Origin of the sequence: Marinobacter sp. (genome assembly GCF_048259445.1) — a bacterium.
Lineage (GTDB): Bacteria > Pseudomonadota > Gammaproteobacteria > Pseudomonadales > Oleiphilaceae > Marinobacter.
The window spans coordinates 1-25,736 of record NZ_JBLXHQ010000015.1; the positions used below are offsets into that span (position 1 = coordinate 1).

General features: G+C 54.3%; 28 protein-coding genes. 11 read left to right on the forward strand and 17 right to left on the reverse strand.

The annotated features are described in order from the left end of the window. On the reverse strand, window positions 1–1,217 hold a 1,217-nt coding region (gene tssI / locus ACN0RL_RS11785), incomplete at its 3' end, for a type VI secretion system tip protein TssI/VgrG (RefSeq protein WP_417516962.1). A gap of 186 nt (window positions 1,218–1,403) precedes the next feature. On the opposite strand from tssI, the gene ACN0RL_RS11790 reads away from it, so the two are divergent. Then, window positions 1,404–1,652, forward strand: coding sequence for an RNA recognition motif domain-containing protein (locus ACN0RL_RS11790; RefSeq protein WP_417516964.1), 249 nt, complete (start codon window positions 1,404–1,406; stop codon window positions 1,650–1,652). 22 nt (window positions 1,653–1,674) lie between these two features. On the opposite strand, the gene ACN0RL_RS11795 is transcribed toward ACN0RL_RS11790, so the two are convergent. From ACN0RL_RS11795 to ACN0RL_RS11830, 8 genes are all read right to left on the reverse strand, one after another. Then, on the reverse strand, window positions 1,675–1,971 hold the full coding sequence (locus ACN0RL_RS11795; RefSeq protein ID WP_417517157.1) for a YkgJ family cysteine cluster protein: 297 nt from the start codon (window positions 1,969–1,971) through the stop codon (window positions 1,675–1,677). 6 nt (window positions 1,972–1,977) lie between these two features. Then, window positions 1,978–4,185, reverse strand: coding sequence for an OsmC domain/YcaO domain-containing protein (locus tag ACN0RL_RS11800; RefSeq protein ID WP_417516966.1), 2,208 nt, complete (start codon window positions 4,183–4,185; stop codon window positions 1,978–1,980). A gap of 128 nt (window positions 4,186–4,313) precedes the next feature. Then, window positions 4,314–5,246, reverse strand: coding sequence for a DMT family transporter (locus ACN0RL_RS11805; protein ID WP_417516968.1), 933 nt, complete (start codon window positions 5,244–5,246; stop codon window positions 4,314–4,316). A 209-nt stretch (window positions 5,247–5,455) separates the two neighbouring features. Beyond that, window positions 5,456–6,343, reverse strand: coding sequence for a 3-hydroxyisobutyrate dehydrogenase (gene mmsB, locus ACN0RL_RS11810; RefSeq protein ID WP_417516970.1), 888 nt, complete (start codon window positions 6,341–6,343; stop codon window positions 5,456–5,458). 69 nt (window positions 6,344–6,412) lie between these two features. Further along, window positions 6,413–7,495, reverse strand: a complete 1,083-nt coding sequence (locus ACN0RL_RS11815) for an enoyl-CoA hydratase/isomerase family protein (RefSeq protein ID WP_417516972.1) — start codon at window positions 7,493–7,495, stop codon at window positions 6,413–6,415. A gap of 31 nt (window positions 7,496–7,526) precedes the next feature. Continuing rightward, window positions 7,527–8,306: an enoyl-CoA hydratase gene (locus ACN0RL_RS11820; RefSeq protein WP_417516974.1), complete on the reverse strand. Its 780-nt coding sequence runs from the start codon at window positions 8,304–8,306 to the stop codon at window positions 7,527–7,529. A gap of 24 nt (window positions 8,307–8,330) precedes the next feature. Then, window positions 8,331–9,497: an acyl-CoA dehydrogenase family protein gene (locus ACN0RL_RS11825; RefSeq protein WP_417516976.1), complete on the reverse strand. Its 1,167-nt coding sequence runs from the start codon at window positions 9,495–9,497 to the stop codon at window positions 8,331–8,333. A gap of 93 nt (window positions 9,498–9,590) precedes the next feature. Beyond that, window positions 9,591–11,081, reverse strand: a complete 1,491-nt coding sequence (locus ACN0RL_RS11830; RefSeq protein ID WP_417516978.1) for a CoA-acylating methylmalonate-semialdehyde dehydrogenase — start codon at window positions 11,079–11,081, stop codon at window positions 9,591–9,593. 165 nt (window positions 11,082–11,246) lie between these two features. On the opposite strand from ACN0RL_RS11830, the gene ACN0RL_RS11835 reads away from it, so the two are divergent. The 6 genes from ACN0RL_RS11835 to ACN0RL_RS11860 all read left to right on the forward strand — a co-directional run bounded on the left by ACN0RL_RS11835 (window position 11,247) and on the right by ACN0RL_RS11860 (window position 16,625). Further along, the gene (locus ACN0RL_RS11835; RefSeq protein ID WP_417516980.1) at window positions 11,247–12,122 is read left to right on the forward strand and encodes an AraC family transcriptional regulator; all 876 of its coding nucleotides are present in this window, start codon (window positions 11,247–11,249) and stop codon (window positions 12,120–12,122) included. 103 nt (window positions 12,123–12,225) lie between these two features. After that, window positions 12,226–12,654, forward strand: coding sequence for an SRPBCC family protein (locus tag ACN0RL_RS11840; RefSeq protein WP_417516982.1), 429 nt, complete (start codon window positions 12,226–12,228; stop codon window positions 12,652–12,654). Between the two features lie 147 nt (window positions 12,655–12,801). Beyond that, entirely contained in the window at window positions 12,802–13,602 is an 801-nt protein-coding gene (locus ACN0RL_RS11845) for an MBL fold metallo-hydrolase (RefSeq protein WP_417516984.1), read from the forward strand. Window positions 13,603–13,696: 94 nt separating this feature from the next. Next, window positions 13,697–14,422, forward strand: a complete 726-nt coding sequence (locus ACN0RL_RS11850) for a YebC/PmpR family DNA-binding transcriptional regulator (RefSeq protein WP_417516986.1) — start codon at window positions 13,697–13,699, stop codon at window positions 14,420–14,422. Further along, entirely contained in the window at window positions 14,419–15,153 is a 735-nt protein-coding gene (locus ACN0RL_RS11855; protein WP_417516988.1) for a glutamine amidotransferase, read from the forward strand. Before ACN0RL_RS11850 ends, ACN0RL_RS11855 begins: the two co-directional genes overlap by 4 nt. A gap of 26 nt (window positions 15,154–15,179) precedes the next feature. Continuing rightward, window positions 15,180–16,625 (forward strand): phospholipase D-like domain-containing protein, encoded by a 1,446-nt coding sequence (locus ACN0RL_RS11860; protein WP_417516990.1) that lies wholly within the window; start codon window positions 15,180–15,182, stop codon window positions 16,623–16,625. 38 nt (window positions 16,626–16,663) lie between these two features. Here the strand turns inward: ACN0RL_RS11860 and ACN0RL_RS11865 are convergent, their stop codons facing one another. Then, window positions 16,664–17,326 (reverse strand): class I SAM-dependent methyltransferase, encoded by a 663-nt coding sequence (locus ACN0RL_RS11865; protein ID WP_417516992.1) that lies wholly within the window; start codon window positions 17,324–17,326, stop codon window positions 16,664–16,666. Between the two features lie 33 nt (window positions 17,327–17,359). Beyond that, window positions 17,360–18,082: a substrate-binding periplasmic protein gene (locus ACN0RL_RS11870; protein ID WP_417516994.1), complete on the reverse strand. Its 723-nt coding sequence runs from the start codon at window positions 18,080–18,082 to the stop codon at window positions 17,360–17,362. A 137-nt stretch (window positions 18,083–18,219) separates the two neighbouring features. Between ACN0RL_RS11870 and rluF the strand changes: the two genes are divergently transcribed. Then, window positions 18,220–19,170, forward strand: a complete 951-nt coding sequence (gene rluF, locus ACN0RL_RS11875; RefSeq protein WP_417516996.1) for a 23S rRNA pseudouridine(2604) synthase RluF — start codon at window positions 18,220–18,222, stop codon at window positions 19,168–19,170. 28 nt (window positions 19,171–19,198) lie between these two features. Here the strand turns inward: rluF and ACN0RL_RS11880 are convergent, their stop codons facing one another. Both ACN0RL_RS11880 and ACN0RL_RS11885 read right to left on the reverse strand, forming a co-directional pair. Beyond that, window positions 19,199–19,900: an SDR family oxidoreductase gene (locus tag ACN0RL_RS11880; RefSeq protein ID WP_417516998.1), complete on the reverse strand. Its 702-nt coding sequence runs from the start codon at window positions 19,898–19,900 to the stop codon at window positions 19,199–19,201. Between the two features lie 47 nt (window positions 19,901–19,947). Next, window positions 19,948–20,262: a DUF2007 domain-containing protein gene (locus ACN0RL_RS11885; RefSeq protein WP_417517000.1), complete on the reverse strand. Its 315-nt coding sequence runs from the start codon at window positions 20,260–20,262 to the stop codon at window positions 19,948–19,950. 137 nt (window positions 20,263–20,399) lie between these two features. On the opposite strand from ACN0RL_RS11885, the gene ACN0RL_RS11890 reads away from it, so the two are divergent. After that, entirely contained in the window at window positions 20,400–21,476 is a 1,077-nt protein-coding gene (locus ACN0RL_RS11890) for an alpha/beta hydrolase (protein ID WP_417517002.1), read from the forward strand. Here ACN0RL_RS11890 and arfB read toward each other — a convergent pair. Next, window positions 21,467–21,880, reverse strand: a complete 414-nt coding sequence (arfB, locus tag ACN0RL_RS11895) for an alternative ribosome rescue aminoacyl-tRNA hydrolase ArfB (RefSeq protein WP_417517004.1) — start codon at window positions 21,878–21,880, stop codon at window positions 21,467–21,469. The genes ACN0RL_RS11890 and arfB overlap by 10 nt on opposite strands. Before the next feature lie 94 nt (window positions 21,881–21,974). Between arfB and ACN0RL_RS11900 the strand changes: the two genes are divergently transcribed. Further along, window positions 21,975–22,475, forward strand: a complete 501-nt coding sequence (locus tag ACN0RL_RS11900; protein WP_417517006.1) for a C40 family peptidase — start codon at window positions 21,975–21,977, stop codon at window positions 22,473–22,475. A 15-nt stretch (window positions 22,476–22,490) separates the two neighbouring features. On the opposite strand, the gene ACN0RL_RS11905 is transcribed toward ACN0RL_RS11900, so the two are convergent. Next, window positions 22,491–23,099, reverse strand: coding sequence for a LysE/ArgO family amino acid transporter (locus tag ACN0RL_RS11905; protein WP_417517008.1), 609 nt, complete (start codon window positions 23,097–23,099; stop codon window positions 22,491–22,493). 88 nt (window positions 23,100–23,187) lie between these two features. Between ACN0RL_RS11905 and ACN0RL_RS11910 the strand changes: the two genes are divergently transcribed. Beyond that, the gene (locus ACN0RL_RS11910; RefSeq protein ID WP_417517010.1) at window positions 23,188–24,054 is read left to right on the forward strand and encodes a LysR family transcriptional regulator ArgP; all 867 of its coding nucleotides are present in this window, start codon (window positions 23,188–23,190) and stop codon (window positions 24,052–24,054) included. Here ACN0RL_RS11910 and ACN0RL_RS11915 read toward each other — a convergent pair. Then, a complete protein-coding gene (locus tag ACN0RL_RS11915) occupies window positions 24,051–24,653 on the reverse strand; it encodes a CPBP family intramembrane glutamic endopeptidase (protein ID WP_417517012.1) in 603 nt (200 codons plus the stop codon). The genes ACN0RL_RS11910 and ACN0RL_RS11915 overlap by 4 nt on opposite strands. 3 nt (window positions 24,654–24,656) lie before the next feature. Beyond that, on the reverse strand, window positions 24,657–25,508 hold the full coding sequence (locus ACN0RL_RS11920; RefSeq protein WP_417517014.1) for a crotonase/enoyl-CoA hydratase family protein: 852 nt from the start codon (window positions 25,506–25,508) through the stop codon (window positions 24,657–24,659). Between the last annotated feature and the right edge of the window lie 228 nt (window positions 25,509–25,736).

Consider the following 25,736-nt stretch of genomic DNA (forward strand, 5'->3'; position numbering starts at 1 on the left):
GCATAACGATCCCAAGGGAATCGCACTTTTACCCGGCCAAACTCGTCACAATGGATTTCTTCACCTTCGGGGCCGGTCACTATGGCCATTTGTAGGCCGTCCATCAACGGTCGATGGGCGGGTTTTGGCCGCCAGGTTTTGTCGGCGGGTATGGCGCTGAAGGTATTGTGGTAGGAGGTGGGTTCTGAACCGCCCTCTTCTTCCATGGCCTGGGGTTGTTTGCCTGTATGGGTGACGGCCGTGAGCAGCCAGTCGCGGTTCAGGTTTGGGTTGTCGTGTTCGGTCAATTCGGTTTTGGCGCCACAGGTAAAGTCCGGGCGATTGCTTTCGCCGTTGGCGGTGCTGGCGTCGTTTCGCAGGGCATCCAGTCGGGCTTCGGTAAACGGCTGGCCGCTGGCGTCGGCCTTGAATCGGCCAGGGTAGTCAAAGTGTTGATAATCCTGGCGCTGGTTTTCACTGGCTGCGCTGTGTTCGTGCGTCAGAGCATAAGCGGGGTTCTTGAAGGTGTAATCCTTCATGGCCACGGAGGCGGCACGCACCCGTTCTTCGTAGCGGAAGCGGAATACCGCGGGCTGTTGGGTGCTTCCACCGGCTTTGCCATTGTATTCGGCGGTTTCCAGCCTGGGGGCGTCGCTGTGATGGTCGGCAATTATCAGGCCGGGCTGCTCGTTTCCTTCTTTATCATAACCGGCACTGCCGTGCTGGTAACGATAATGCCAGCCTTCTTCGCCCGCGAGGCGCTCAAGAAACGCCAGATCGCTTTCCCGGTGCTGTACGCAGTATTCCCGTTCCTGAGGGGCGCGCTTGAGGTCAAACACCGTATCCACAATGCCCCGCTCCTCCAGCAGGGTACGCACAATGGCATCCGTTGTTTGCATCTGGAACATGCGACTGTTGTGCATCAGGTCCAGGCGCCATAAAGGCGGCTGAATGATCAATTCATAGAGGGTGCGGCGGTGGCCCGAATCCCCCCGGGCAAACTCATTCACCACGCCGGTGAAACGGCGCAGGGGCACGCCATCCTGCCAGACCACCAGATCCACCGATTGTTCCAGAACATCGGGCGCATCAATATCCGGATCGCGACTGGCCAGCTCAAGGCGGCCGTGAAACAGTTCCGATAGCCGTTCGGTCAGCGTAAAGCCGACAACGGAAAATAGATCAGAGGGGTGTTCGCCAACACGGGCGGTAAACTGCAGTCCGTTTGCCTGAGGCATATCTTCAATCCTTGAAGGTATGGTTCTTTTAGTATTCGCGCGCAGATTCTGTCGCAAAAACGGAGCTTAATCAAACTCCCGCTGCGTCAGAAATGCATCAGTTTTCATCATGCAGATAAAACAGCTTGTTCTTACCAACCCACACTGAAACAATTGGCGCCATAATTATCTTCTATATGGCTCATCATGAAACTATTAGTTCGCAACCTCGCACGCACTACAACAGAACAGGAAATCCTGGAGTTGTTTTCTGCTCACGGCACTGTCACCGAGTGCACACTGGTTCTGGATAAAGAAACGGGGCTATCAAAGGGGTTTGGCTTCGTGGAAATGCCAGATCCAAAGGAGGCCAAGATGGCCAAAGCGCGCTTGAACGACGCCCGTATCAGCAAAAACAAAATTCGAGTGAAGTTCGCACAGGACAAAGAACAGTAATCGGCTACGAATAGCCGGTGCTTTACATTACCGGTGCATCAGAGCCGCGTTCGACTTTACATTCGTAACCGCCCATCTCGAACTCCCGGCATATCAACGGTCGTTTCTCATAAATTGAACATGACATGGTGTTGCGGTCCAGGGCTGCACACCAGCCGTCGTCCAGACGCGCCATGGTTCTACCACCCCAAAGATCCGTCTCGATAAACCTTTCCGGCACGCCTGTCTCTGTGATCAGCATCACTTCCAGGCGACAGCAACACGCCTGGCAACTTGTGCAACTAATATCGGGGTCCGGAACGGTTATCGAGTCTATCATCATTCGCTAATGTCCCGTCTGGCTGTTCCCATACCCGGCTCTCGCTGCACGCGCCGCGTGCAGTTTCTTATAACTTTCAATCAGGCGTAGATGCTTGTCCAGACCTTCAAGCTGCATATTGGTCGGGGTAAGACCATAGAAGCGCACACTGCCGTTCACTGAACCCACCACGGCCTCCATAGTCTGTTCACCAAACATGCGCCCGAGATTAACCAGGTAGTCGCTCAGCTCAAGTTCATCATCCAGAGTAATTTCCAGAACCGCACTCACAGCGCGGTAGAACAACCCGCGTTCAACAGTATTGTCATTGAACTGGATAAAGGTCTCTACCTGTTCAAGGGCTTCTTCATGCTGTTGCAGAGCGAGATTGATCAGCAGCTTCAACTCAAGGATGGTGAGCTGCCCCCAAACCGTGTTTTCATCGAATTCAATACCGATCAGAGTAATAATATCCGTGTAATCGTCGATCTGGCTTTCTTCCAGGCGCTCGACCAGTGCGGCCAACTGCTCATCACTCAGGGTATGGAGGTTAAGAATATCTTCGCGGTAGTCCAAGGCCCGGTTGGTGTTATCCCAGATCAGATCATCTATCTCGTATATCTCGGAATAGCCTGGCACCAGCATGCGGCACACCGGAGCACCGAGATCGTCATAAACAGCTGTGTACACTTCTTTACCAATGTCTTTGAGAATGCCGAACAGCGAAGCCGCCTCTTCTTCGTTGGTACCCGAGAAATCCCACTCATTGAACTCGTAATCGGCTTGCGCACTGAAGAAGCGCCAGGACACTATGCCGGAGGAATCAATAAAGTGTTCCACATAGTTGTTCGGCTCGGTGACTGCAAGACTGTTGAAAGTCGGGGGCAGGAAATCGTTCAGGCCTTCAAAGCTGCGGCCTTGCATCAATTCGGTCAGGCTGCGCTCCAGTGCCACTTCAAACGTCGGATGCGCTCCGAAGGAGGCGAAAACACCGCAGGTTTTCGGGTTCATCAGAGTGACACAGGCCACCGGGAACTGTCCGCCCAGTGAAGCATCCTTGACCAGCACCGGATAGCCCTGAGCTTCCAGCGCCCGAACGCCTTCCAGGATGTTCGGGTATTGTTCCAGTACGTGCAAAGGCACGTCGGGGAGTGCAATCTCTTCCTGAATAATCTGCTTTTTTACCGCCCGCTCGAAGATTTCTGACAGGCACTGTACTTGCGCTTCATACAGGGTATTACCCGCACTCATGCCATTGCTCAAATACAGGTTTTCAATCAGATTCGTAGGGAAATAAACCACCTCTCCGTCGGAGCGACGCACAAATGGAAGGGAACAAATGCCGCGCTCCACTTTGCCCGAGTTGGTATCGATCAGGTTGGAGCCGCAGAGTTCATCATCGGGGTTGTAGATGGCCAGGCAGTAGTCATCCAATATGCCCTGCGGCAGTTCGTCATCAGGACCCGGTTTGAACCAGCGTTCTCTTGGGTAGTGCACAAACTCGCTGTTGGCAATTTCCTCACCAAAAAACTGATCATTGTAGAAAAAATTACAGTTAAGGCGCTCAATGAACTCACCGAGCGCTGAACACAGAGCGCTTTCTTTTGTGGAACCTTTGCCATTGGTGAAACACATCGGCGAAGCCGCATCGCGCATGTGCAGTGACCACACATGAGGCACTATGTTGCGCCAGGAGGCGATTTCAATCTTCATGCCCAGATCCGCCAGAATGGCGGTCATGTTGGCGATGGTTTGCTCCAGTGGCAGATCTTTACCGGCAATATAGGTATTGGCGTCGCCCTCCGGTTTCGCAATCAGCAGGGCTTGTGCGTCGGCATCCAGGCTATCCACCAGTTCAATCTGGAAATCCGGGCCAGTTTGCACAACTTTTTTGACCGTACAGCGATCGATTGATCGCACAATGCCCTGGCGATGTTTCTCGGACAAATCTTCGGGCAGCTCGACCTGAATCTTGAAAATCTGTTTGTAACGATTCTCAGGATCAACAATATTGTTCTGGGACAGGCGGATGTTATCAGTTGGAATATCCCTCGCCAGGCAGTACACCTTTACAAAATAAGCAGCGCACAGAGCTGACGAAGCCAGAAAATAGTCAAATGGACCGGGTGCCGAGCCGTCACCTTTATAGCGAACGGGCTGGTCGGCAATCACCGAGAAGTCATCAAACTTGGCTTCGACTCGGAGGTTGTCGAGGTAATTGACGTTGATTTCCATTGCGAAGGTATCCGGTTTGTAGATTTCGGCGCGCTTTTACCGTGCAGTGCGGGCCATGCAGGGCGGCCATTATAGACTTAACCCTGCGCCACTCATACCTCGTACCAATCACTAGCCCGGAAACACACTCACTCCGCCGGATGACTGACTACAGGCCGAAAGATCCGCCATACCCGTTGCAATTTTTCTTTGGGCAGGATCACCAGCAGGTTGCCGGCAAGCACCAGCGAAACGCCGGCAACCGCCTCAACGGTCCAGTGGTAATCTTCAAACACAGTTGAAAGTGCAAGCGCCACGATCGGGAAAAGCACCATGCAATACGCTGCCCGTTCCGGCCCTATACGCCCAAGCAGAGTGAGGAAACTGCCGAAACCCAGCACCGATCCAACCAGAGCCAGGTAAGCCAGGGAGCCCGTGTAGGTCCATGTGGTTTCAAAAACAAACGCTTCGCCCCTGCCCCAGGCAATGAGCGCCAGTGTCAGGGCACCATAAGCCATACCATAGGCATTGCTCTGCATGATTGGCAATTTTGAGGACTGGTTACGGGCGGAGATCATGTTCCCGAAAGAAGTGATAAACGTTCCCACCAGGCTCACGATAATCGCGCGCAAGGTGGTGCCATCGGCGTCCAGTGCGCGAACTTCAGGCAGAAACACCAGGCAAATACCTACAAGCCCGAGAGCGGCTCCCCCAATAACCGCGCGCGGCACGCGATTTCCGAAAAACAGGGCACCGTTGATGATGTTCATTACAATAATTGTGGAGAACACGACGGCAATCAATCCACTGGTGATGTCGGCAGAAGCCTGATAAACCAGCATATAGTTGAACCCGAATAACATCAGGCCCTGGCCCGCCATCCAGAGATGCTGACGAAAGCCGAACCTCATACGCCGCCGGGTAAGACTGCACCAGAGCATCAGCACCAGCGCAGATAACCCGAACCGGTAGGCAATGGAAACATCGCCGGGGACCTCACCCAACTGCAGAGGTATCGCGATAAACGTCGATCCCCAGATCAGAACTGTGGATAAGTAGAGTACAAAGGTATTCGTCAACATAGGTAAAACAGCCTGCAACCGTTATCAGAAACCGGCTACGTTCAACTCGCTGCCGATCCAACATTCAGGAAATTCATTCTCCTACTTATAGTTATCTTGCTCAACAATTTTATGCTGGCACAAGAAGATGTGAAAGGCAGGAAAAGATGAGCTTTGGGAAGGCTTGAAGAGGAGGTTCGGGGCACGAAAGACCGTGCCCCGGCAGGCTTTTACTCCGGCTTGTAAAGACGCTGGATACTGGAGAAATCCAGCGCTCCGTTGCCCTGCCCCGCATGGAGCTCAAACAGGTTGCGAGCGAGAGAGCCCATAGGAATTGCCGCGTGATTCGTCACGGCATTATCGAACGCCAGGCCAAGATCCTTGTTCATCAGATCAACAAGAAAACCACCTTCGTATCCCCGTGATGCTGGCGCCGCTTCCATGACTCCGGGCCAGGGGTTGTAGACATTCAACGCCCAGTTACCACCAGAGCTCTGCTTCATGACTTCAGAAAGAACTGCCGGATCCAGCCCGTTTTTCACACCCAGAGCCAGGGCTTCGCTTGTGCCTGCCATCAGGATGGCCAACAGCATGTTGTTGCAGATCTTGGCAACCTGGCCCGCGCCGTGATCGCCGGCATGGAAAATGTTCTTGCCCATGTCTTCGAGTATTGGCTTCGCTTTATTGAAGGTGCCTTCATCGCCACCGCAGATAAAGCTCAGAGTGCCCGCTTTGGCACCACCCACACCGCCGGAGACCGGTGCATCAAGGAACGGAATGTGTTTGGCCTCAGCCTGTTCTGCCACGCCACGAGCGGTTTCCGGCGCGATAGTAGAGGAATCAATAACCAGGGTGCCTTCGGGCAGCGCAGCCAGCAAACCGTCTTCACCCAGGTAAACAGCTTCAACGTGCTTGCCTGCAGGCAGCATGGTAATCACGCATTCTGCGCCCTTGGCGGCTTCATGAGCCGTAGCTGCAGTTTTTGCGCCTTCGGAAACCAGCGCAGCAACCGCATCTTTCGACAGGTCAAAAACGGTTACATCGTGCCCGGCTTTTACGAGGTTGCTGGCCATAGGGCCGCCCATGTTGCCAAGGCCAATAAAGGTAATCGTTGCCATAATCATCCCCTTGTTCTTGTATTCGGTTGAGTAGGCCGCTGCTCTTATCAAGCCAGACGGCCTGTTTGGCTAGTTTTCGAAAAAGCTGTCGATCCAATCGCTGTCCATCTCCGCCAGCGATGCGTACCGCCAGCGCGGCTGTTTGTCCTTGTCGATAAGAAGCGCACGAACACCCTCGGCGAACTCCCCTTTGCTCAGGCAGTTGACCGACAATGTCAGCTCTTTGGCCAGTACTTCACTGAGGCTATCCTGGCGACAATTACGCAGGTGCTGCCAGCACAGTGCCAATGAGGTGGGTGAAGCTGCTTCCAGCGGTCGCGTTGCCTTTGCAAGCCAACCTTCCCCACTCGAAAGCTCCTTCATCTGTGCAACCATATCGGTGAGACTGTCCGCATCGGTAACACGATTGATCTCATCGAAATGGGTTCGCACCTGAGACTCCGGTAACTCATCCGCGCTTTGATTTTCATGCTGCCTGAGCACGCTGCCGACCACGGCAAACGCGTCTTTGTCCTGCCAGTTCTGAGCAGTCAAATCAGCAACCACAGCAGTTTTAAGCTCGTGTTTGATAAAGCGATCGGCAAGACCCACGAACAGTGCGTCGGCTGCATTCATGCGGGCGCCGGTCAGCCCCAGAAACAGTCCTGTGCGCCCGGGGGCGCGATTCAGGAACCAGCCGGCGGCTACGTCCGGGTAGAGCCCGATACTGCTCTCCGGCATAGCCAGCATGGATGCTTCGGTAACCACCCGGTGCGACGCGCCGGCCATGATGCCGATGCCGCCACCCATAACGATCCCGTGACCCCAGCAAACAAGCGGTTTGGGAAACGAGTGAATAAGATAATCCATCTCGTATTCTTCTGTGAAAAAGGCCTCGCCTTCACTCGTACCGCCCACGTTCTGCGGCTCGGTCATGCTGCGGTATAGGGCCACAATATCGCCGCCGGCACAAAATGCCCTGTCGCCTTCGGCCTCGATCCAGACCGCACGAACCCGGTCGTCATCGGCCCAGCTTTTTAGCTGCGGCGTCAACATCCGAATCATCTCGAGGGAGAGTGAGTTAAGCGCTTTAGGCGTATTCAGCCGGGCGACGGCAATCAGTTCACCGTTAGCGGTTTGCCACTCTTCAAAAACAATCGGCTGGTTGCTCATAAAAAATCCTTGACCCGGTAGGTTGCGGGTTTCAGCGGTTTTTCCATTCCGGTTTGCGTTTCTCCAGGAAAGCATTAACGCCTTCTTTCTGGTCTTCGGTTGAGAACAGCTCAACAAACAGCTCACGCTCCATGCGCCAACTATCGGAGTGGCTGCGGCCATCACGGGAACTCATTACCAGAGTCTTGCAGCGGGCAACCGAAGACGGGCTCTGTTTGCACGCCATTTCAGCCAACTCAAGCGCCTTCTCCAGGCTCTTTCCACTTGCAACTACTTCCTCAACCAGACCAATCTGCAGCGCCTTTTCGGCCTTGACCCGCTCGCCACACAGAATCATGCGCTTCGCCCAGCCCTCACCTACCATCCACGGCAAGTTCTGGGTACCGCCAGCACAAGGTAACAAGCCTACTGTCGCTTCCGGCAGTGCCATCTGGGCATGTTCTTCAGCAATGCGGATATCACAAGCCAGCGCGCACTCAAGGCCGCCGCCCATGGCGTAGCCGTTCACTGCGGCGATGGACACGCCGCGGAATGCCGTCAACGCGGCAAAAGCTTCACCAAAGAGTTGCGCCATTTCATTGGCACGGGCCTTGTCGCCATCTGCGAAAGTTTTAAGGTCGGCGCCGGCGGAGAAAAACTTCTCGCCCTGCCCGGTAAGAACCAGCGCAAAAATATTCCGGTCTCCGTTAAGCTCACGAACGATTTTTGTCAGTGCAGGCAGGGAATCCGCGGTCCAGGTATTGGCCGGCGGGTTATTGATGGTCAGTATCGCTATGTGTCCGCGTTTTTCGAGCTGAATCAGGTCGCTCATCATCCGTCTCCTGTTTTTTGCGAGTTATTGAATGGCTTCGGCCACACCGTCATCCAGCAGGCGACGGGCAATAATCAAACGCATAATCTCGTTGGTACCTTCCAGAATCTGGTGCACACGCAGGTCGCGCAAAAAGCGCTCCAGCGGGTATTCCCGGATATAGCCGTAGCCACCGTGCAACTGCAGTGCATCGTTTACCACATTAAAGCAGACGTCGGTTGCGAAGCGTTTGGCCATGGCGCAGTGCAGCGTGGCTTCGGTATCGCCGCTGTCCAGCTTGAACGCACCCAGGCGAACCATCTGTCGGGCAGCAACCAGATTGGTCGCCATATCTGCCAGCTTGAACTGCAACGCCTGGAAGGCGGCCAGAGGTTTGCCGAACTGTTCGCGTTCGTGCATATAGTTACGGGCTCTCAGCAACGCAGCTTGTGCGCCGCCCAGTGAGCAGGTAGCAATATTGAGGCGCCCGCCATCAAGGCCTTTCATGGCAATGGCGAATCCGTCACCCTCCTCACCTACCCGGTTGGTTGCCGGAATACGAACGTTCTCAAGGTTGATGGTGCGGGTAGGCTGGCTGTGCCACCCCATTTTCTCTTCGTTCTTGCCGTATGAAATGCCTTCGGCATCCGCAGGAATTACAAACGTGGAAATACCCCTGGATCCAGAGTCCACCGCACCGGTCCGGGCCATTAACACGAGAATGTCGGTGTCACCGGCACCAGAGATAAATACCTTGTTGCCGTTGATCACATAATTGTCGCCATCACGAACCGCCTTGGTTCGCAGACTCGCCGCATCGGAGCCGGCACCGGGTTCTGTCAGGCAATAAGATGCAAGCCACTCACCGCTGGCCAGCTTTGGAACAACTTCCTGTTTGAGGTCATCAGACGCAAAGCTTGCGACCATCCAGGTTGCCATGTTGTGAATGGTTATAAACGCAGCTGTTGAAGGGCATGCAGCGGCAAGTTCTTCAACAATGACAGACGTGTCCAGCCTAGAAAGGCCCATACCACCGAGCGCTTCCGGGGTGTAAATCCCCATAAACCCCATTTCACCGGCTTCTTTCAGAACGTCTACCGGAAATATATGCTCGTCGTCCCACTTGGCCGCATGGGGTGCCATGGATTTTTCAGCAAAGGAACGAGCTGCTTCACGAAAGGCCAGCTGGTCTTCAGTCAGATTAAAGTCCATCGTCAGGCTCCAGGTTCAAGAGTCTTGAATCACGCAGGATGAAAAAGGGGCCGGAAACAGGTTCCGGCCCAAGTCATCCCACCTTCAACGCAATTAACGCAACTGGATAGAGAAATTCGCTTCCGCTGTCGCCTCACTGGAAAACCAGCGTGACGTAACGGTTTTGGTTTCGGTGTAGAAACGCACAGCCTGCTTGCCGTAAGCGTGCTGATCACCATAGAAGGATCCCTTCCAGCCAGTGAACGAGAAGAACGGCAGGGGCACAGGGATGGGAATGTTAACGCCGACCTGACCTACATCAATCTCATGCTGGAACTTGCGGGCAGCGCCGCCGGAGCCGGTGAAGATGGATACACCGTTGCCATAAGGGCTGCTGTTAATCAGCTTGATGGCATCCGCCAGGCTTTCCTCTTCCATACAAGTCAGCACGGGGCCAAAGATTTCTTCGTTGTAGACATCCATCTCGGTGGTCACACCAGAGAACAATGTAGGCCCGACCCAGTTTCCATCAGGCAGACCATCAACCGTGCAACCGCGGCCATCCAGGAGCAATTTGGCGCCCTGAGCTTCGCCTGTGGCAATGAGAGATTCGATACGATCCTTGGCCTTGGGCGAAATCACAGGGCCATAGCTGGCACCGGAATCGTTCCACGCACCCGGGCGGACTTTCGCCATTGCATCTTTCAACTCCGGAATCCAGGCCTGAGCTTCACCTACAAATACGGCTACCGAAATGGCCATGCAGCGCTGGCCAGCCGCACCTACGGAAGCGCCTACCAGGGCATTAATAACCTGCTGCTTGTCCGCATCCGGCATGATAACCATATGGTTCTTGGCACCGGCAAAGCTTTGAACCCGCTTCATGTTGCGGGTACCGGTTTCGTAGATATAGCGGCCAACCGGAACAGAACCTACGAAGGAAACCGCCTTGATGGCAGGATCGGTAAGCAGAACATCAACCTGCTGCTTGCCACCATGAACGACCTGCAGCACACCTTTGGGTGCACCCGCCTCTTCAAACAGCTCCGCCAGACGTGTCGGGGTAAGCGGATCCTGCTCGGAGGGCTTGAGAATGAATGTGTTACCACAGGCAATAGCCATCGGAAACATCCACAACGGAATCATCGCCGGGAAGTTGAACGGTGTAATACCTGCACACACACCCAGCGGTTGAATCCAGGAGTGGGTATCCACTTCACGGGCAACGTTCTCAACGGTCTCACCCATCATCATGGACGCTACGTTGGCTGCATGCTCAACTACCTCAATACCACGCCAAACGTCACCTTTTGCATCATCAAATGTTTTACCGGTTTCCTGTGACAGGATCTCAGCAATTTCATCATGGTGCTGTTTCAACAGCGCCTGATAACGCAGCATTACGCGGGCACGTTCGGAAACCGGGACTTCTTTCCAGGTTTTGAATACTTCACCGGCAGTATCAATAGCTTTGCGCATTTCAGCGTCTGTGGTGCACGGTGCCCGGGCGATCACCTCATTGGTGGCCGGGTTGGTAACGTCAATCCATTCGTTGGTCTGGCTCTGAACAAATTCACCTGCCAGATACAGTGGAACGTTTTTCATCTCGAGATCCCCGTTTGTTGTTGTGCGAGCGGTGGGCCAAAGCTTCTTGGCTTTGGCAATGTATGGATAAGACCATAGCACGCCCTCCGGCACTTGAAGATTGACTAAATTTCGCACTTGATGGACTATCTTTCGATCGCCAAATAAAAAACGACTGCGAAAAATATGACACAGACCTCCATGTGGCCGGTACCCAGAGACAGCATACGTTACGTGGTACCAGCCCCCATCATCAGGCTTTTGTCTGAACATCCTCTTACCCGTGACCTGTATCCGCTGGCTTTCGGTCATTACCGGCGAGCCGCGGGTCATCACATGCATCGCGAACACCATCGCGACAGTCTTTTGATCTACTGCACCGAAGGGAAAGCCTTTCTGAACGTAAAAGGTGAACCCTACACCATCGAAGCGGGGGATCTTTTGTTATTACCAGCCGGCGCCAACCACCGATACACCGCCGACCCCGAGAATCCCTGGACGATTCACTGGGTGCATTACACCGGGCCACTGGCAGGTGAGTTTCACAAGTACATGGGATTTAACGACTCGACCCCAATCCGCCATCTGGGGCGGCAACCCAGACTATTAGTTGACTTCAACGGCCTGCTCTCGGTTCGCCAGACAGGTTTCCGCGCCCGCGGCCTGATTCATGCGGCAAACCGGCTTCGGCAGCTGCTGGCAGCCGTTCCGATCAGCGTTGATCAAACCAGCCATGAACGGCAGGCCGAACTTGAAACCATCAATAACTATATGCGCGAACACCTTGATGAGCGGATTACGCTGGAACAGCTTGCTGATCTTGCCGGGCTTACACCAACCCATTTTGCTACACGCTACAAAGAGCAGACAGGGACCTCGCCCATTCAGCATTTCCTGCACCTGAAAGTAGAACGAGCCTGCCAGATGCTGGATGCCACAAGCCTGAGCTTTACAGAAATAAGCCATCGCCTTGGCTACGACGACGCTTATTATTTCTCCCGCCTGTTCAAAAAAGTCATGGGCCAGTCACCCAGAGACTACCGGCATACTCCAAGGCACTGAACCCGCACAGAGGGCCAGTGATCAACCTTCAACGGTCTGCAACTTTTGTTGGAGATATTAAACCGCTAGTCTAGGTGTCATAAGCAACAACAAGAGCAGACCGATGGCCACACATACCTTTGAAATTGATGAAACGTTCGACATACCACGCAGCAAGGTTTTTGCGCTGTTTGCCGACCACCACAGCTTCGGAAAACTTCTCGGGGCGCCAGTAAAGCGGATAAAGGACAGCAACCAGGCCGACCCGAACGGTCTGGGTTCCGTACGCAGGCTTGGCATCGGCCCAATCGGACTCGAAGAAACGATAACCTGCTTTGAGCCGGACCTGCTGATCGAGTACACCGTCACAAGCTTTAGCCCGATCAGAAATCACCTCGGACGCATCCGCTTTGAAGATACACCTGAGGGGCACACTCGCGTGCGCTATCGCATTTCATTTGACGATGTTGTTCCGTTTACCGGCAAACTGGTCAGCGCCGCTCTGGAACAAGCCATTCGCCGTGGGATCAGGCAGGTACCCAAGTTCGCATAATCCGGGGTCGTAAAGGACACAAAACGTTACTTGATGGATATCAGATAATTGACCTGACGCAATGGTTGTTATCCATCAATTTTGTAATCTCCGCGCAACTTGCACTATCCGGCTACCCAAGCCGACACTCACCCTGCGGAGATCAAAATGGCAAACGAGCCAATTGTTCTGTTTGATAACGGGCACCATAAATGCCTGATGTTCGATTCCCTGGTTACCGGCGAGGGTGTCCAGTCCAACCAGTTTCTGGTTGTTGACGGTAAGCACGAAGCGCTGATCGATCCGGGCGGCGATCTTACCTACACGCCACTTGCCGTGGCCGCCTCCAAGTACATGAATATCCGGGATATGGAGTTTGTATTCGCGTCGCACCAGGATCCTGACATCATCGGCGCCATTGACCGGTGGATCGTGCATACCAGTGCAAAGATTGTAACCTCGAAGCTGTGGGCCAGATTTCTCCCGCACCTCGTGTCGAGCTATGTTACCAATCAGCTCAGCGGCAGCGTTTACGACCGCATCATCAGTATTCCGGATGCAGGCGCCAACGTAAGGTTTGGCGATTCCTATCTGCAGTGCCTGCCTGCTCACTTCATGCACTCGGTCGGCAACCTGCAGTTCTACGATCCGGTATCAAAAATCCTGTTCTCCGGGGATCTCGGCGCGTCCATAGGCGGTGAAGATGACCACATGCCGGTAAGCGATTTTGATCGACACATTCCCCACATGATCGGGTTCCACCGGCGCTACATTGCCTCCCAAAAAGTATGCCGACTGTGGGCGAACATGATCCGGGAAATGGATGTTTCGATGATCGTGCCGCAGCATGGGAAACGCTTCGAAGGCCCCGTAATGGTGGATCGATTCCTGAACTGGGTCAGTAATATTGAGTGCGGCATCGACCTGATGGCCCAGGACAATTACCGCGTGCCGGTCGACTACATCTGAGCGCTGAGGGGCAGTCCGTCAAATAGGCCTGTCCCAAATCGCTATTCTTGCGTAAAATCCGGCCTTTTCCCCAGCAAGTAAAAGGCAGCGCAAAATGGGCAGAGCCTACCAGAACCGCAAAGAATCCATGGCCAAGACAGCTCAGGCCAAGACCAAGGTCTACAGCAAATACGGTCGCGAAATCTACATGAGCGCCAAAGCCGGCGGCACAGACCCGGATGGCAATCTATCTCTGCGCGGTCTTATTGATCGCGCCAAAAAAGACCAGGTGCCTTCCCACGTTATCGAGAAAGCCATCGATAAGGCCCGGGGTGGTGCCGGCGAGGATTATTCACCCGCCCGTTACGAAGGCTATGGCCCGGGTAATTGCATGGTGATTGTGGATTGCCTCACCGACAACCCTAACCGCACCTTTGGCGATGTTCGCCTGGCCTTCACCAAAACCAAGAGCAAGATCGGCACACCCGGCACCGTCGCCCACATGTTTGATCACAGCGCGATATTCGTGTTCAAGGGTCAAGACGAGGAAGCTGTGCTTGAAGCACTGATGGAAGCCGACGTCGACGTTACGGACATAGAGAATGAAGATGGCCAGATCACGGTGTTTACCCCAAACACCGAATACGCCAAAGCCCGCGAGGCACTGACAAACGCTTTTGCCGACATTGATTTCGAAGTCGACGAAATCCAGTTCCTGCCGAAAACCACCACTCCGGTGGAGGGCGATGATATTCCCATGTTCGAGAAGTTTTGCGACATGCTGAACGAACTGGACGACGTGCAGAACATCTTCCATAACGCGGAATTACCAGACCAGTGAACCAGTCCAGCCCAAGAGTAGTGATTCTTAAAACAGGCACTACCTATCCGGGTATCAAGGACCAGTTCGGTGATTTCGACGAATGGTTCGTGCGTGGGCTATCGCCCGGGCTTGATATCACTGTACTCAACACGGAAGCGGGAGAGTTGCCCGGGGACCCCGCCGACTGGGACGGCATTGTTATAACAGGCTCCCCGGCGATGGTCAGTGACCGCGAACCCTGGAGCGAAAAGGCCGCAGAATGGCTGACGCAGGCCGTAGACAAGTCCGTTCCATTGCTTGGTGTATGTTACGGACACCAACTTCTGGCCCACGCCCTGGGCGGTGAGGTGGACTATCACCCAGATGGTCGGGAGAGCGGCACACATCGCGTCGTACTTCTCGACAGCGCGCTGGATGACGAGCTGTTCCACGGCATGCCAGACAGCTTCAACGCACAGCTCACCCACAAACAATCCGTGCTGCGTCTTCCCCCGGACGCCATTCTGCTTGCCCGTAACGAATTCGAACCACACCAGGCGTTCAGGGTGGGCAAATGCGCCTGGGGCGTGCAATTCCATCCTGAATTTTCGGAAGCCATTATGAGAGCCTATCTGGGCGTACAGGCACCGGATCTGGAGCGTGAAGGGTTTGATTCACAAGCCATGATTGACTCGGTTACCAGTTCTCCTGACGCATCAGGGCTTCTGAAGCGTTTCTCCACTGTGGTGATTGAGAACCGAGCCAGCTAATACCGCATGGTAAAAACGGGAGCCTTATGTCTCTGAAGGTATTGTTTGCACTCGTTGTTCTGACGCTCATTGGCATAGGCTTTTATCATAGCTACAAGCCCTTGCCTCAAGGCATCAGCTACAACGGTAACGAACACCCCCTGCGCGATGCGGTAATGCTGGTGGACGGGACCTACCATCACAGCGATGGTTCAGAAACCCGCGACCATGAAATCTTCGACGAAATACTGCGCCTCATCAATCAGGCCAGATCTTTCATCCTTGTAGACATGTTCCTCTTCAACAGCAGCCGCCCTGAAACCGTTGAACACCGGCATCTTGCTGAACAACTTACCGAAGCACTGATCAACCGGAAAGCTGAGCAGCCGGAACTGGAGATTATTGTTATTTCTGACCCGCTGAACACTCTCTACGGAGGTTCTGTTTCGCCCTGGTTTCAGGCCCTGCGCGAGGCAGGTATTCCGGTAACGGAAACCAATCTGCGACCGCTTCGTGACAGCAACCCGGCCTGGTCAGCAATCTGGCGGCTCTGCTGCCAGTGGTTCGGAAATAATTCAGGCGGAGGCTGGCTGCCGAATGCTCTGGGAACAGAACCCGTCACCATCCGCAGTTACCTTGCGCTGCCCAACTTCAAGGCAAACCACCGGAAAATTCTGGTAACGGATGAAGGCAAAAGCCTGCGTGCCCTGGTAACTTCCGCCAACCCTCATGATGGCAGCAGCCGTCACAGCAACACAGCCCTAAGTTTTACCGGCCCGGCGGTAACTGACATTCTGAAAACAGAGCAAGCGGTTCTGGCCCTTTCAGGCCAGGCCAACCCGACTCTGGACAGCCTGATCAGCGCAGCAAATACCCGCCAGTTTGCAGAGCAGAACAATGCAGGCAGGATTGCTGTGAGAACGGAATCAGCCATTCTGGACTCAGCTCTTCAGATGATTTCCCGAGCCCAAAGTGGAAGCCAGCTGGATCTCGCGTTTTTCTATCTCTCACACCGGGAAATTGTTGCCGCCCTGCTCGATGCTCATGAACGCGACGTAAAGGTGCGCGTGCTTCTCGACGCCAACAACGAAGCCTTCGGCCACCAGAAAAGCGGCATACCGAACAGGCAGGTTGCACTTGAGCTTCACAATGCAGGCATCCCCATACGCTGGTGCAATACTTTTGGTGAACAGTGCCACAGCAAATTGCTCATCCTGCGCCCTCTGACCGGCCATATCGAGCTTCTGCTTGGCTCAGCAAACTTCACGCGTCGCAATCTCGATGACCTCAATCTGGAAACAAATGTGTGGGTTTCCGTATCGAGCGATTCTGCAGTCGCCTCGAAAGCCACCAGATTCTTTGAAGTGCAGTGGCAGTCCGGACCCGGTAGTGATCCGGTCATGAGCCTGCCCTATGATCACTGGGCTGATAATTCGAAACTCCGTTACTGGCGCTACCGCCTGATGGAAGCAACCGGGCTTTCGACCTTCTGATCGATATCATGGGGATGGGGGGCGTATCGCCCTCGATTTCATAACGGCTTATGGAAGATTGCTACGTCCTTTCGGGGCACCGACAGTTTCCAGCCCAGGCAATCGGCTATAAGTGCCAGAGTCTTCTCCCGATAGAACACAACATGCGTGGGATCCCGCCGGTAATGCCAGTTATCAAACCGGTCATCACAGGTCTGAAAACATGTCATTATGCCAAGACACCCTCCGGGCTTTAATAAACCATCAAGTTGGCTGAACACCTCTGCCGGCCTGTGCAGATGCTCGACCACTTCTGTGCAGGTAATAAAATCATACTGACAACCCAGTGCGGCCTGAGAAGGGTAGAAAAAAGGATCGTAAAGTGTCACCTTCATTCCTGCTTCGCGCAGCATATCTGCCAGCGCCGGCCCTGGCCCGCAGCCGAAATCCAGGCCCAGAGCGCCCGGCTTGATACGGTCAAGCAGGGGCACCGCAAGCTTCCCGAGAAAGGCACGATAACCTGGATCTCCAGGGTCATTATCATGAAGATCGTACACCGCCCGCTCTTCTCCCGGTGCAAGCCAGCTCGCCTGCGCCATGATTGTTGCTTCGCAGTGCGGGCAACGCAGGTATTCCCGCTTTTGCACTACACGAAAGCGGGCCAGCAGGCCCTGCCCGCAAACATTGCAGGCTGCGCCTTCACAAACGCTGATCGTTGACACAACAGACGGCCCCCGCAAGCACTCTCCCGTATTTTAATCCTCAGCTCTTTTATAGTGCTTCAGAGCGCTGGAAAACGCCTCCAGAAACTCTGTAGATGTTTCGGGGCTGAAGGCCAGATAAACCGGCCCGCTGCTGACGGGCTTTTCGGAAGCCTTGATCCGATCTGCAACACCCAGCCGTTCCGCCTGAATCCAGACAACATAACGGTTAGCCAGCATCGCATCGATCCGCCCGAGCAGCAGCATCTTCAATCCTGATTCAATAGAGGGCATATCAACTTGTTCAAAATGGGTCGCAGACTTGATTTCAGATGAATAGGTGTAGCCGGGAGAGACACCGACCCTCATACCTTTCAGAGAGTCCAGATTTTCGTACTGAAAAGCCCCTTCCTGCTTTGAATATACGGCTGTTTCACTCACCAGAAGAGCCTCCTCAGGAAAGCGGAACATTGTCTCTCGATCGGGCGTAAGGCCAATACCAACAATGCCGGCACGTTCATTCTGGAGAACCAGGCGCTGAGCCCGCTTCCAGGGCACAAAATCCAGCTTTATCACATACCCCATGCTCTCAAGAACGTCTCTAGAGATTTCCCAGAGCGCACCACCGGGGCCTTGCGGAGTGTCGTTAATCAGCCCTGGCCACTCCTCAGTCACCAAGTGAATCGTCTGTGCCGAGACAGGTAATGTAAACGCGAGGCACAGGGCGACACAGACTTTGAAGAAACTCAGTGACCGAATAAAACGAGGGGGACTCATGGTTCAGAACGACCTTAAAACGGAGATTTGCTGTGTAAAAGAATGACAGACTCAACACCAAAGCGCCAACCGACGAGCTGCGGGAGTATCAGCGGCCTGTTATGATGCCAGCACCCAGATACGCAACCGGATAATCGATGACCAGCAATTACTCTACTCGCCTTAACAAATACATCAGTGAAAGCGGCATGTGTTCCCGCCGGGAGGCAGATCGCTACATTGAACAGGGCAATGTCTATATTAATGGCAAGCGGGCCAGTGTCGGAGACCAGGTATTACCGTCGGACACAGTCAGAGTAAATGGCCAGGTTATCGAACCCCGCGCAGAAGAAGATCTGGTGTTTGTAGCACTGAACAAGCCAGTGGGCATTGTCAGCACCACCGACGACGCTGAAAAACACAATATTCAGCGCTTTGTTGGCCACAGCACGCGGATATTTCCGATCGGCCGCCTCGATAAGGACTCCCAGGGGCTGATTTTCATGACCAGCAATGGCGACCTGGTGAATAAAATCCTGCGCGCCGGCAATAATCATGAAAAAGAATATTTGGTGACCGTCGACAAACCCATCACAAAATCGTTTATTGAGGGTATGGCGGGAGGCGTCCCCATTCTCGGCACCATGACCAAAAAGTGCAAAGTGGTGCAAGAGAGTCGTTTTGTATTTCGCATAACACTGGTTCAAGGACTGAACCGCCAGATTCGCAGAATGAGCGAACATTTCGGGTTTGAAGTCACCCGGCTGGAGCGTGTTCGTATTATGAACGTCGATCTGAAAGGGCTGGCCGTGGGCCAATGGCGAGATCTTACGGAGAAAGAGCTGGCCGGCCTGTTTGAGGCGATTCGTGATTCATCGTCCGATGCCGCACCGGATAAGCCAGGAGCCGCTAAAAAAAAGCCCGCCGGAAAAACCGGGCGCTCACCCGATCAATCCCCCCGGCCACCGGGATCAGGACGCAAAAGCGGGCCTAAAGCGTCGGGAGCCAGGCCGAAACCACCAGGGAGGCGGCCTGAAACCGGCAAAAAACCCAAATCGTCAAAGCGTCCCAAAGCTGGAAAACCACGGCAGCGCAGCGTAAAGCGCTAATCAGGGCCGTAGGTACCGGGCTGCGCCCCTATTCGGCGGGCGTTGGCCGCACCAGAATTTCGTTTACATCCACATGGGGAGGCTGGGATACCGCGTAAATGACCGCACGGGCAATATCGTCTGGCATCAATGCATGTTCCGGTTGTTTATCGAAAAACGGCGTATCAACCATACCTGGCTCGATCAGGGTTACCCGCACTCCGGAGCCTCGCAGCTCCTCCCTTACGTTATATCCGATCGCTGAAACCGCCCACTTGGTTGCGCTGTACATTGAACCGGGAATCGTCACCCGGCCCGCGGCAGAGCCTGTCAGCAACAAGTGCCCCTTGCTTTCCCGAAGGGCTGGCAGGCAATGCTGAATGGTCAGGCCAACCCCGTAAATGTTGGTAAGAATCATATCTTTCCAGACATCAGGATCGGCTTCGCTGAAGCCACCAGGCTCCCCGCCGCGACCAGCGTTGGCAAAAACCGAATCGATGCGACCGAAGGTTTGCAGGGCCTGCTCCACCATCGCTTTCTGGTCATCAGCGCTCTGCACGTCGCACTCTGCAATCAATACTCTGCTGTCACCGCCGAGCTCCGCCTGCAAGGTTTTCAGCTTGTCTGCTGAGCGCGCTGCAAGAACAAGCCTGTAACCTTCTTTGGCCGCAGCCCGGGCCGTTGCCGCACCAATGCCTGAGGATGCGCCGGTGATCAACATTACGGAATTTTTCGAGGGGCTATCTACCATAAGCTTTATGCTCCATTTATCAATTAACTATGATGTACGGGCACTTCTCAAAGGGTCAGCCAGATCACTGCCAATACTGCTATAACCAGCAAAAACCAACGTGCATAAGAGTCCGGCCTGTCATCATTGCGTTCCCTTACCCGAGTAACACGGTTACTTGCCTCATACTCAGCAATCAACTGCCGGGCCGGGTAAAGATCCTCATCTTCTACATGGACATTGCTGAATCCAGCTGCGCCAATCTCACCCATTGCACCCTGTAGGTAATGACCACCTACATAAGTTTCAATGTCGTTGGCATTGAGTAATCCGGCCACAATATGCGCTTCAGTGATGTCTCTGGCCCGATAGGCTATTTGCATCACCCTTCTCCTTTTGTGAGATCAAGGCGCTTCTGACACGCCTTAAGGAGCAAAAATCGCGAAAATCTGCGATGCTCTGTACTCAGAGTTTAGTGCCCACGCATTAACAGAGCCAATCTTCAGGATACGGACAACTTATGTTCTGGATTATCGCCGTCGTTGTTTTATTGATCGTCGCATTGACGCTGCTTCTGTTTCGCATTGAAGATTTGTCCTATCTGGACGAGGACGATTACTTCGCGAGCGAGGCACGCCCCAGCGCAGAGAATGAGAAAGTTCTGGAGCGCATCCGGGAAATGGGCAGGGCCGGAAAAGGCCTTCACGGCAAAGCGCGGCTGAAAGCATTGCGTGAGCATATGGACAGCCTGAGTGACGGCCTGGAGTTCGAGTCTGAATTCCGACAGTGCAATAGCCCGAACGGCGAGTGGGTCATTGCACCGGATGTCGACACCCGGCGGCGAATTCTCTACATTCACGGCGGCGCCTGGGCCGCGGGCAGCCCCCGCAGCCACAGATCTATTACGGACCGCCTGTCACACATTGCCAATGCAGCTGTCTTTGCCCTGGACTATCGCCTCATGCCGGAGTACCGGTTTATGGACGGCGTGCGTGATTGTCGCAAAGCTTACACCTGGTTGGCAGAAAATGGCCCCGATGGCCCGGGTGAAGCCGCTTTTATTCTGGTGGCTGGAGATTCCGCAGGCGGCAGTCACACCCTGGGTTTGCTGGCCTGGATCCGTGAAAGCGGCCTGCGTCAGGCCGATGGTGCCATAGCGTTTTCCCCCTCCACCGACCTCACCCTGAGCGCGCCGAGCAACCGCGGCAATATCGCAACAGACCCAATGCTGGGGCCGATGTTTGGCGGCCTGTCAAAAATTCCGCGACCGGTTATCTGGTGGGCAACGCTCGCTGCATTCCGGATTTCGCCCACCAGCCCGGTCGCGTCGCCACTGCTAGGCAATCTTGCCGACTTACCGCCCATACTGATTCAGGCCAGTGACACCGAAATGCTTCTGGATAACGCCAGGCGATACACAGCGAAAGCAAAAACCCAGGGTTCGAAGGTAGAGTTGCACACCTGGCCGGGAATGGTTCACGTGTGGCAGATTTTCACTCCGGTGCTGCCAGAGGCCGAAGAAGCATTCGCAGATATTGAATCGTTTATAAGGAAAATCGAATCCAACAAGCACGAACCCGAGGTGGCTCAGACCTGAACCTTGCCGCGCAGAGCTTTGGTTTTGCCTTTTTGTGTCTTGCGGTCGACCCGCTTACGCCGGGCAGATTTTGAGGGGCGGGTAGCACGGCGCGCCTTATGTACCTTGACCGCCTCCTGTATCAATTCCTTGAGGCGCTCAAGCGCATCCTCCTTGTTAAGCTCCAGCGTACGGAACGACTGGGCCTTGATCACGATCACGCCTTCCTTGCTTATGCGCTGATCCTGCAGCGCCATAAGGCGCTCCTTGTAAAACGGCGGCAACGCAGAATTCAGCACATCGAAGCGCAGATGCACCGCCGAGGCTACCTTATTGACGTTCTGGCCACCGGCGCCCTGGGCCCGGATCTGAGTGATTTCTATTTCCCAGTCAGCGATTTCAACAGCATTGGATATTTTCAGCATTCGTTAATGTTATCAAATCCCGGAAACCGTAACCTGACTTCCGGGGGATTCGGTAATAGAGTGGAATCAAAGAATAGCGTCTCAGGGAATTTGCATGATTCAGGTTTTCAGGTACGTCCTCATTCTGGCTTTCTCCTCTCTTGTTCTGGGTGGCTGCGCCAGTAATCAGCAATTGCAGCCCGGGAGTGCCGCACGGCAATACTCCCCCGTTGAGTCCGCACCGGGTTCTGTGAAGGCTGAAAAGCTGTGGCAAGTGTTTGAACGCTATCAGGGCACACCTTATCAGTACGGCGGCACAACAAGCCGCGGCTTCGACTGCTCAGGATTCATCACAACAGCTTACAGTGAAAGCCTGGGGCAACAACTGCCGCGCACAACCTCGCAAATGCTGAGGTACGGTGACGTGGTGCATCCGAATAACGTCGAACCCGGTGATATCGTGTTCTTTCGAATTGCGGGGAAGGACCAGCACGCGGGTATTTATATGGGTGACAACCGCTTTATTCACGCGTCAACGTCTTCTGGCGTCATCATGTCGGAGCTCGACGGCTACTACTGGAGAGATCGCTTTTCCGGCGCTCGGCGGTTCGACTGACCCACCCTATTGACACTAAAGGCTGCCATTGAGCGCCAGTTGAAGTGCAATAGCCGCCATCATCACACCGATTACACCGTCAATAATACGCCAGGCCAGCGGACGTGACAGAACAGGTGCCAGCGCCGATCCACTCCACGCCAGCAAACCAAACCAGAGAATAGACGCACTGCTGGCGCCAGCCACAAAGGTCGTTGCGTTCTCCTGCTGTGCGCCCACCGCCGGAATAAGCAACAGGGTATCCAGATACACATGCGGGTTCAGCAAGGTGACTGCCAGCGTGGTAAACAGAACACCCTTCAAGCTGCGGCGTGTTACCTCAGCAGTTTCAAGTGCCGCGCGGCCGCGACTGGCCCGCACAAATGCCTGGAGTGCGAGCCACCCGAGGAACACCACTCCCAACCCACGCAGAATTTCCAGTGCCTGCGGCATGGCCATCAGCGCCGCGCTTACCCCGAACATACCAAGCGAGAAAAGGGCAATATCTGCCGCCATACACAAACCGGCCGCCCACCAGTGATGTTCACGCCGAATTGCCTGGCTAAGCACATAGGCATTCTGCGCTCCAATGGCAACGATAATGCCACCACCTACAATCAAACCCGTCAAATAACTTTCAACCACGGCCCTTCGCTCCATTTTGATGCGGCAAGAATAGCCGCTGACAGCTATACTTGAAATTCATATTGGTAATGATGCATCAGTTTTACTTATGATCGATTATAAATTACTGGAAGCCCTCGCCACGGTTATCGAGACCGGTGGCTTCGAACGTGCAGGCGCCGTGCTTGGCCTGAGCCAGTCCGCTATTTCGCAGCGCATCCGAACCCTGGAAGTACGCATCGGACAACCGGTTCTGATACGTGGCCCTGTTACAAGGGCAACACCAGCGGGGCAGCAGCTGCTGAACCACGTGCAGCAGGTTCAACTGCTTGAGCGGGACCTGGCGAAATCACTTCCGACCCTTTCCGAGCCTGCTGCACGGTTGCGCATCGCCATCAATGCCGACAGCCTCGCAACCTGGTGGGCGAGTGCCATGGGTGACTTCTGCCGGGAAGAATCGCTGTTGCTGGATATGGTGGTCGAAGACCAGGACATCGCGCTGCGCCGGATGCGCGAAGGCGACGTCGCCGCCTGCCTGTGCAGCAATCCGCAGCCGGTCGCCGGGGCCCGCTGCGTGCCACTTGGCAACATGACGTATTTGCCTCTGGCGACACCATCTTACAAAAAGCGGTATTTCAGTCAGGGCTTTAATGAATGGAGCCTGCAATCTGCACCCGCTATCGTATTCGGGCCAAATGATCAGCTACAGCATCGTTTTTTGGCCCAGAGTGGCTACCACGGCGCCTTCCCCTATCACTTATGCCCCTCTTCTGAAGGCTTTGTAAAACTGGCGCTGGCAGGCATGGGTTATGGCATGATTCCGGAGGTTCAGGCGAAACGTGAAATCGAGGCAGGACAACTGGTCAGCATTGCTCCCGGCCAATCACTTGAGGTTGAGTTGTACTGGCACTTCTGGCGCCACAGTGGAGCGGTTATGGAGCGACTCACAGCGGCATTGAAAGCGGCACGCTCTTAATCTTTCGATCGCGTGCTGATACCAAACCAATGTGGAAACCGAAGCAGAAAAAACAGCGCGATCATGTCGTAAACGCCGTGCCAGACCATAACCAGAAGGATGCTGTCCGTTATCGCATAGACCAGTCCGAACACCAACCCAAGGCTTGTCGCGATCACAAAGTAAGTAAAGGACGCGTAGTGCACCAGGCCAAAAAGCACTGACGCAACCAACACAGCGGTAGTGGTATCCGTGTGCTCGGCAAGCCAGCCCTGCACAGCGCCCCGAAACAGCAACTCTTCGCCTACACCGGCAAAAACCGAGAGCAAAAACAGCACATGCCAGGAATAACCGGACGCAAACCTGTGCAAGCCGCGCATTTGCTGATCAAGGTTGTCGGGCAACAGGCGCGGAATCTGAGTGAGCAGGAGCAGCGCACCATAGGTACACAGGGCGCCCAGAACGCCATAAAGCACACTGGATAGAAGCCCGTCTCCTGATATCTGTACCGGAATGTCCGCGAGGAGGATTGCCAACAGCCCCACCACCCCGATTCCACCCTGAAATACCAGGGCGGTAATCGGAGACACTCTCGATTTACGCTTGTTACTCAAGGTCATCTATTATTCAAAAAGGCCTTTTACGGCGAACAGGTCATCATACTTGGGCGCTTGTTTCTGCGCTTTTGCCTGGAAGGTTTTCATCATATCCGTGGGGCGGAACATGCCGGCCTGCCAGGTTGCCATGTACTTCAGGCTGTCGGCTACGGTGTGGTCGCGGCTGTAATTCAGCATCTCTTTACAGCCGGTAACCGCAAGCGGTGAATTGGCTGCAATCTGGGCAGCAACGCCCATAACACCGGCAATCAGCGCTTCCTGATCTGCATAGAGAGCGTTCACAAAACCCAGATCCTTTGCTTCCTGCGCAGAAAGCTTACGACCGGTGTAGGCCAGCTCTCGCACAACGCCTTCCGGCATCAGCTTGGGCAAACGCTGAAGAGTGCCCACATCGGCCGTCATGCCGAGTTCGGTTTCCTTGATCGTGAAGTACGCATCTTCCGTGCAGTAACGGCTGTCCGCTGCACACACCAAATCCAGAGCGCCGCCTATGCAGCCTCCGTGGACGGCCGCCAATACCGGCAGGCGAACGTTCTCCAGAGACGTCAGCGTATCCTGCAGCTGCAGTACAACTCGTCGCAGGTTTTCCGCCATCCGGCCAGGATCACCGCTCATGGGGACAGCCTTGGAGTCCGTGAACACACCAAGATCCATTCCCGCAGAGAAATGCTTGCCCGTGGATGACACCACAATAACCCGTGCATCGGTGTTCGACTCGATTTCCTGCATGCACCTGGGCAACTCAAGCCAGAAAGCTTTTGTCATGGTGTTCATCGCTTCCGGGCGACTGAACTGCACATGGGCAACCTTGTTTGCGACGGTGATGGAAAAACTTTCGTAGGTGGATAGCTCAGACAAGACAAAACTCCTCAATTAATTTATGCAAATTCTGAAATGCTGAGGCAAACATACCTCATGTTGCTGAAAATGTCGGGTTTATGCGTACAAGAAAGTTCTTTGCTTTTAATCGGCCAACAGGTACAGTGGCCCTCGTTGGAAAGATTTAGCAAAGCACTTCATCAATAAGACGCATTTCAGTAGTTGTACGTCCTGTTTTTGATCACGCCCGTTTTTTGTTTCCGCATA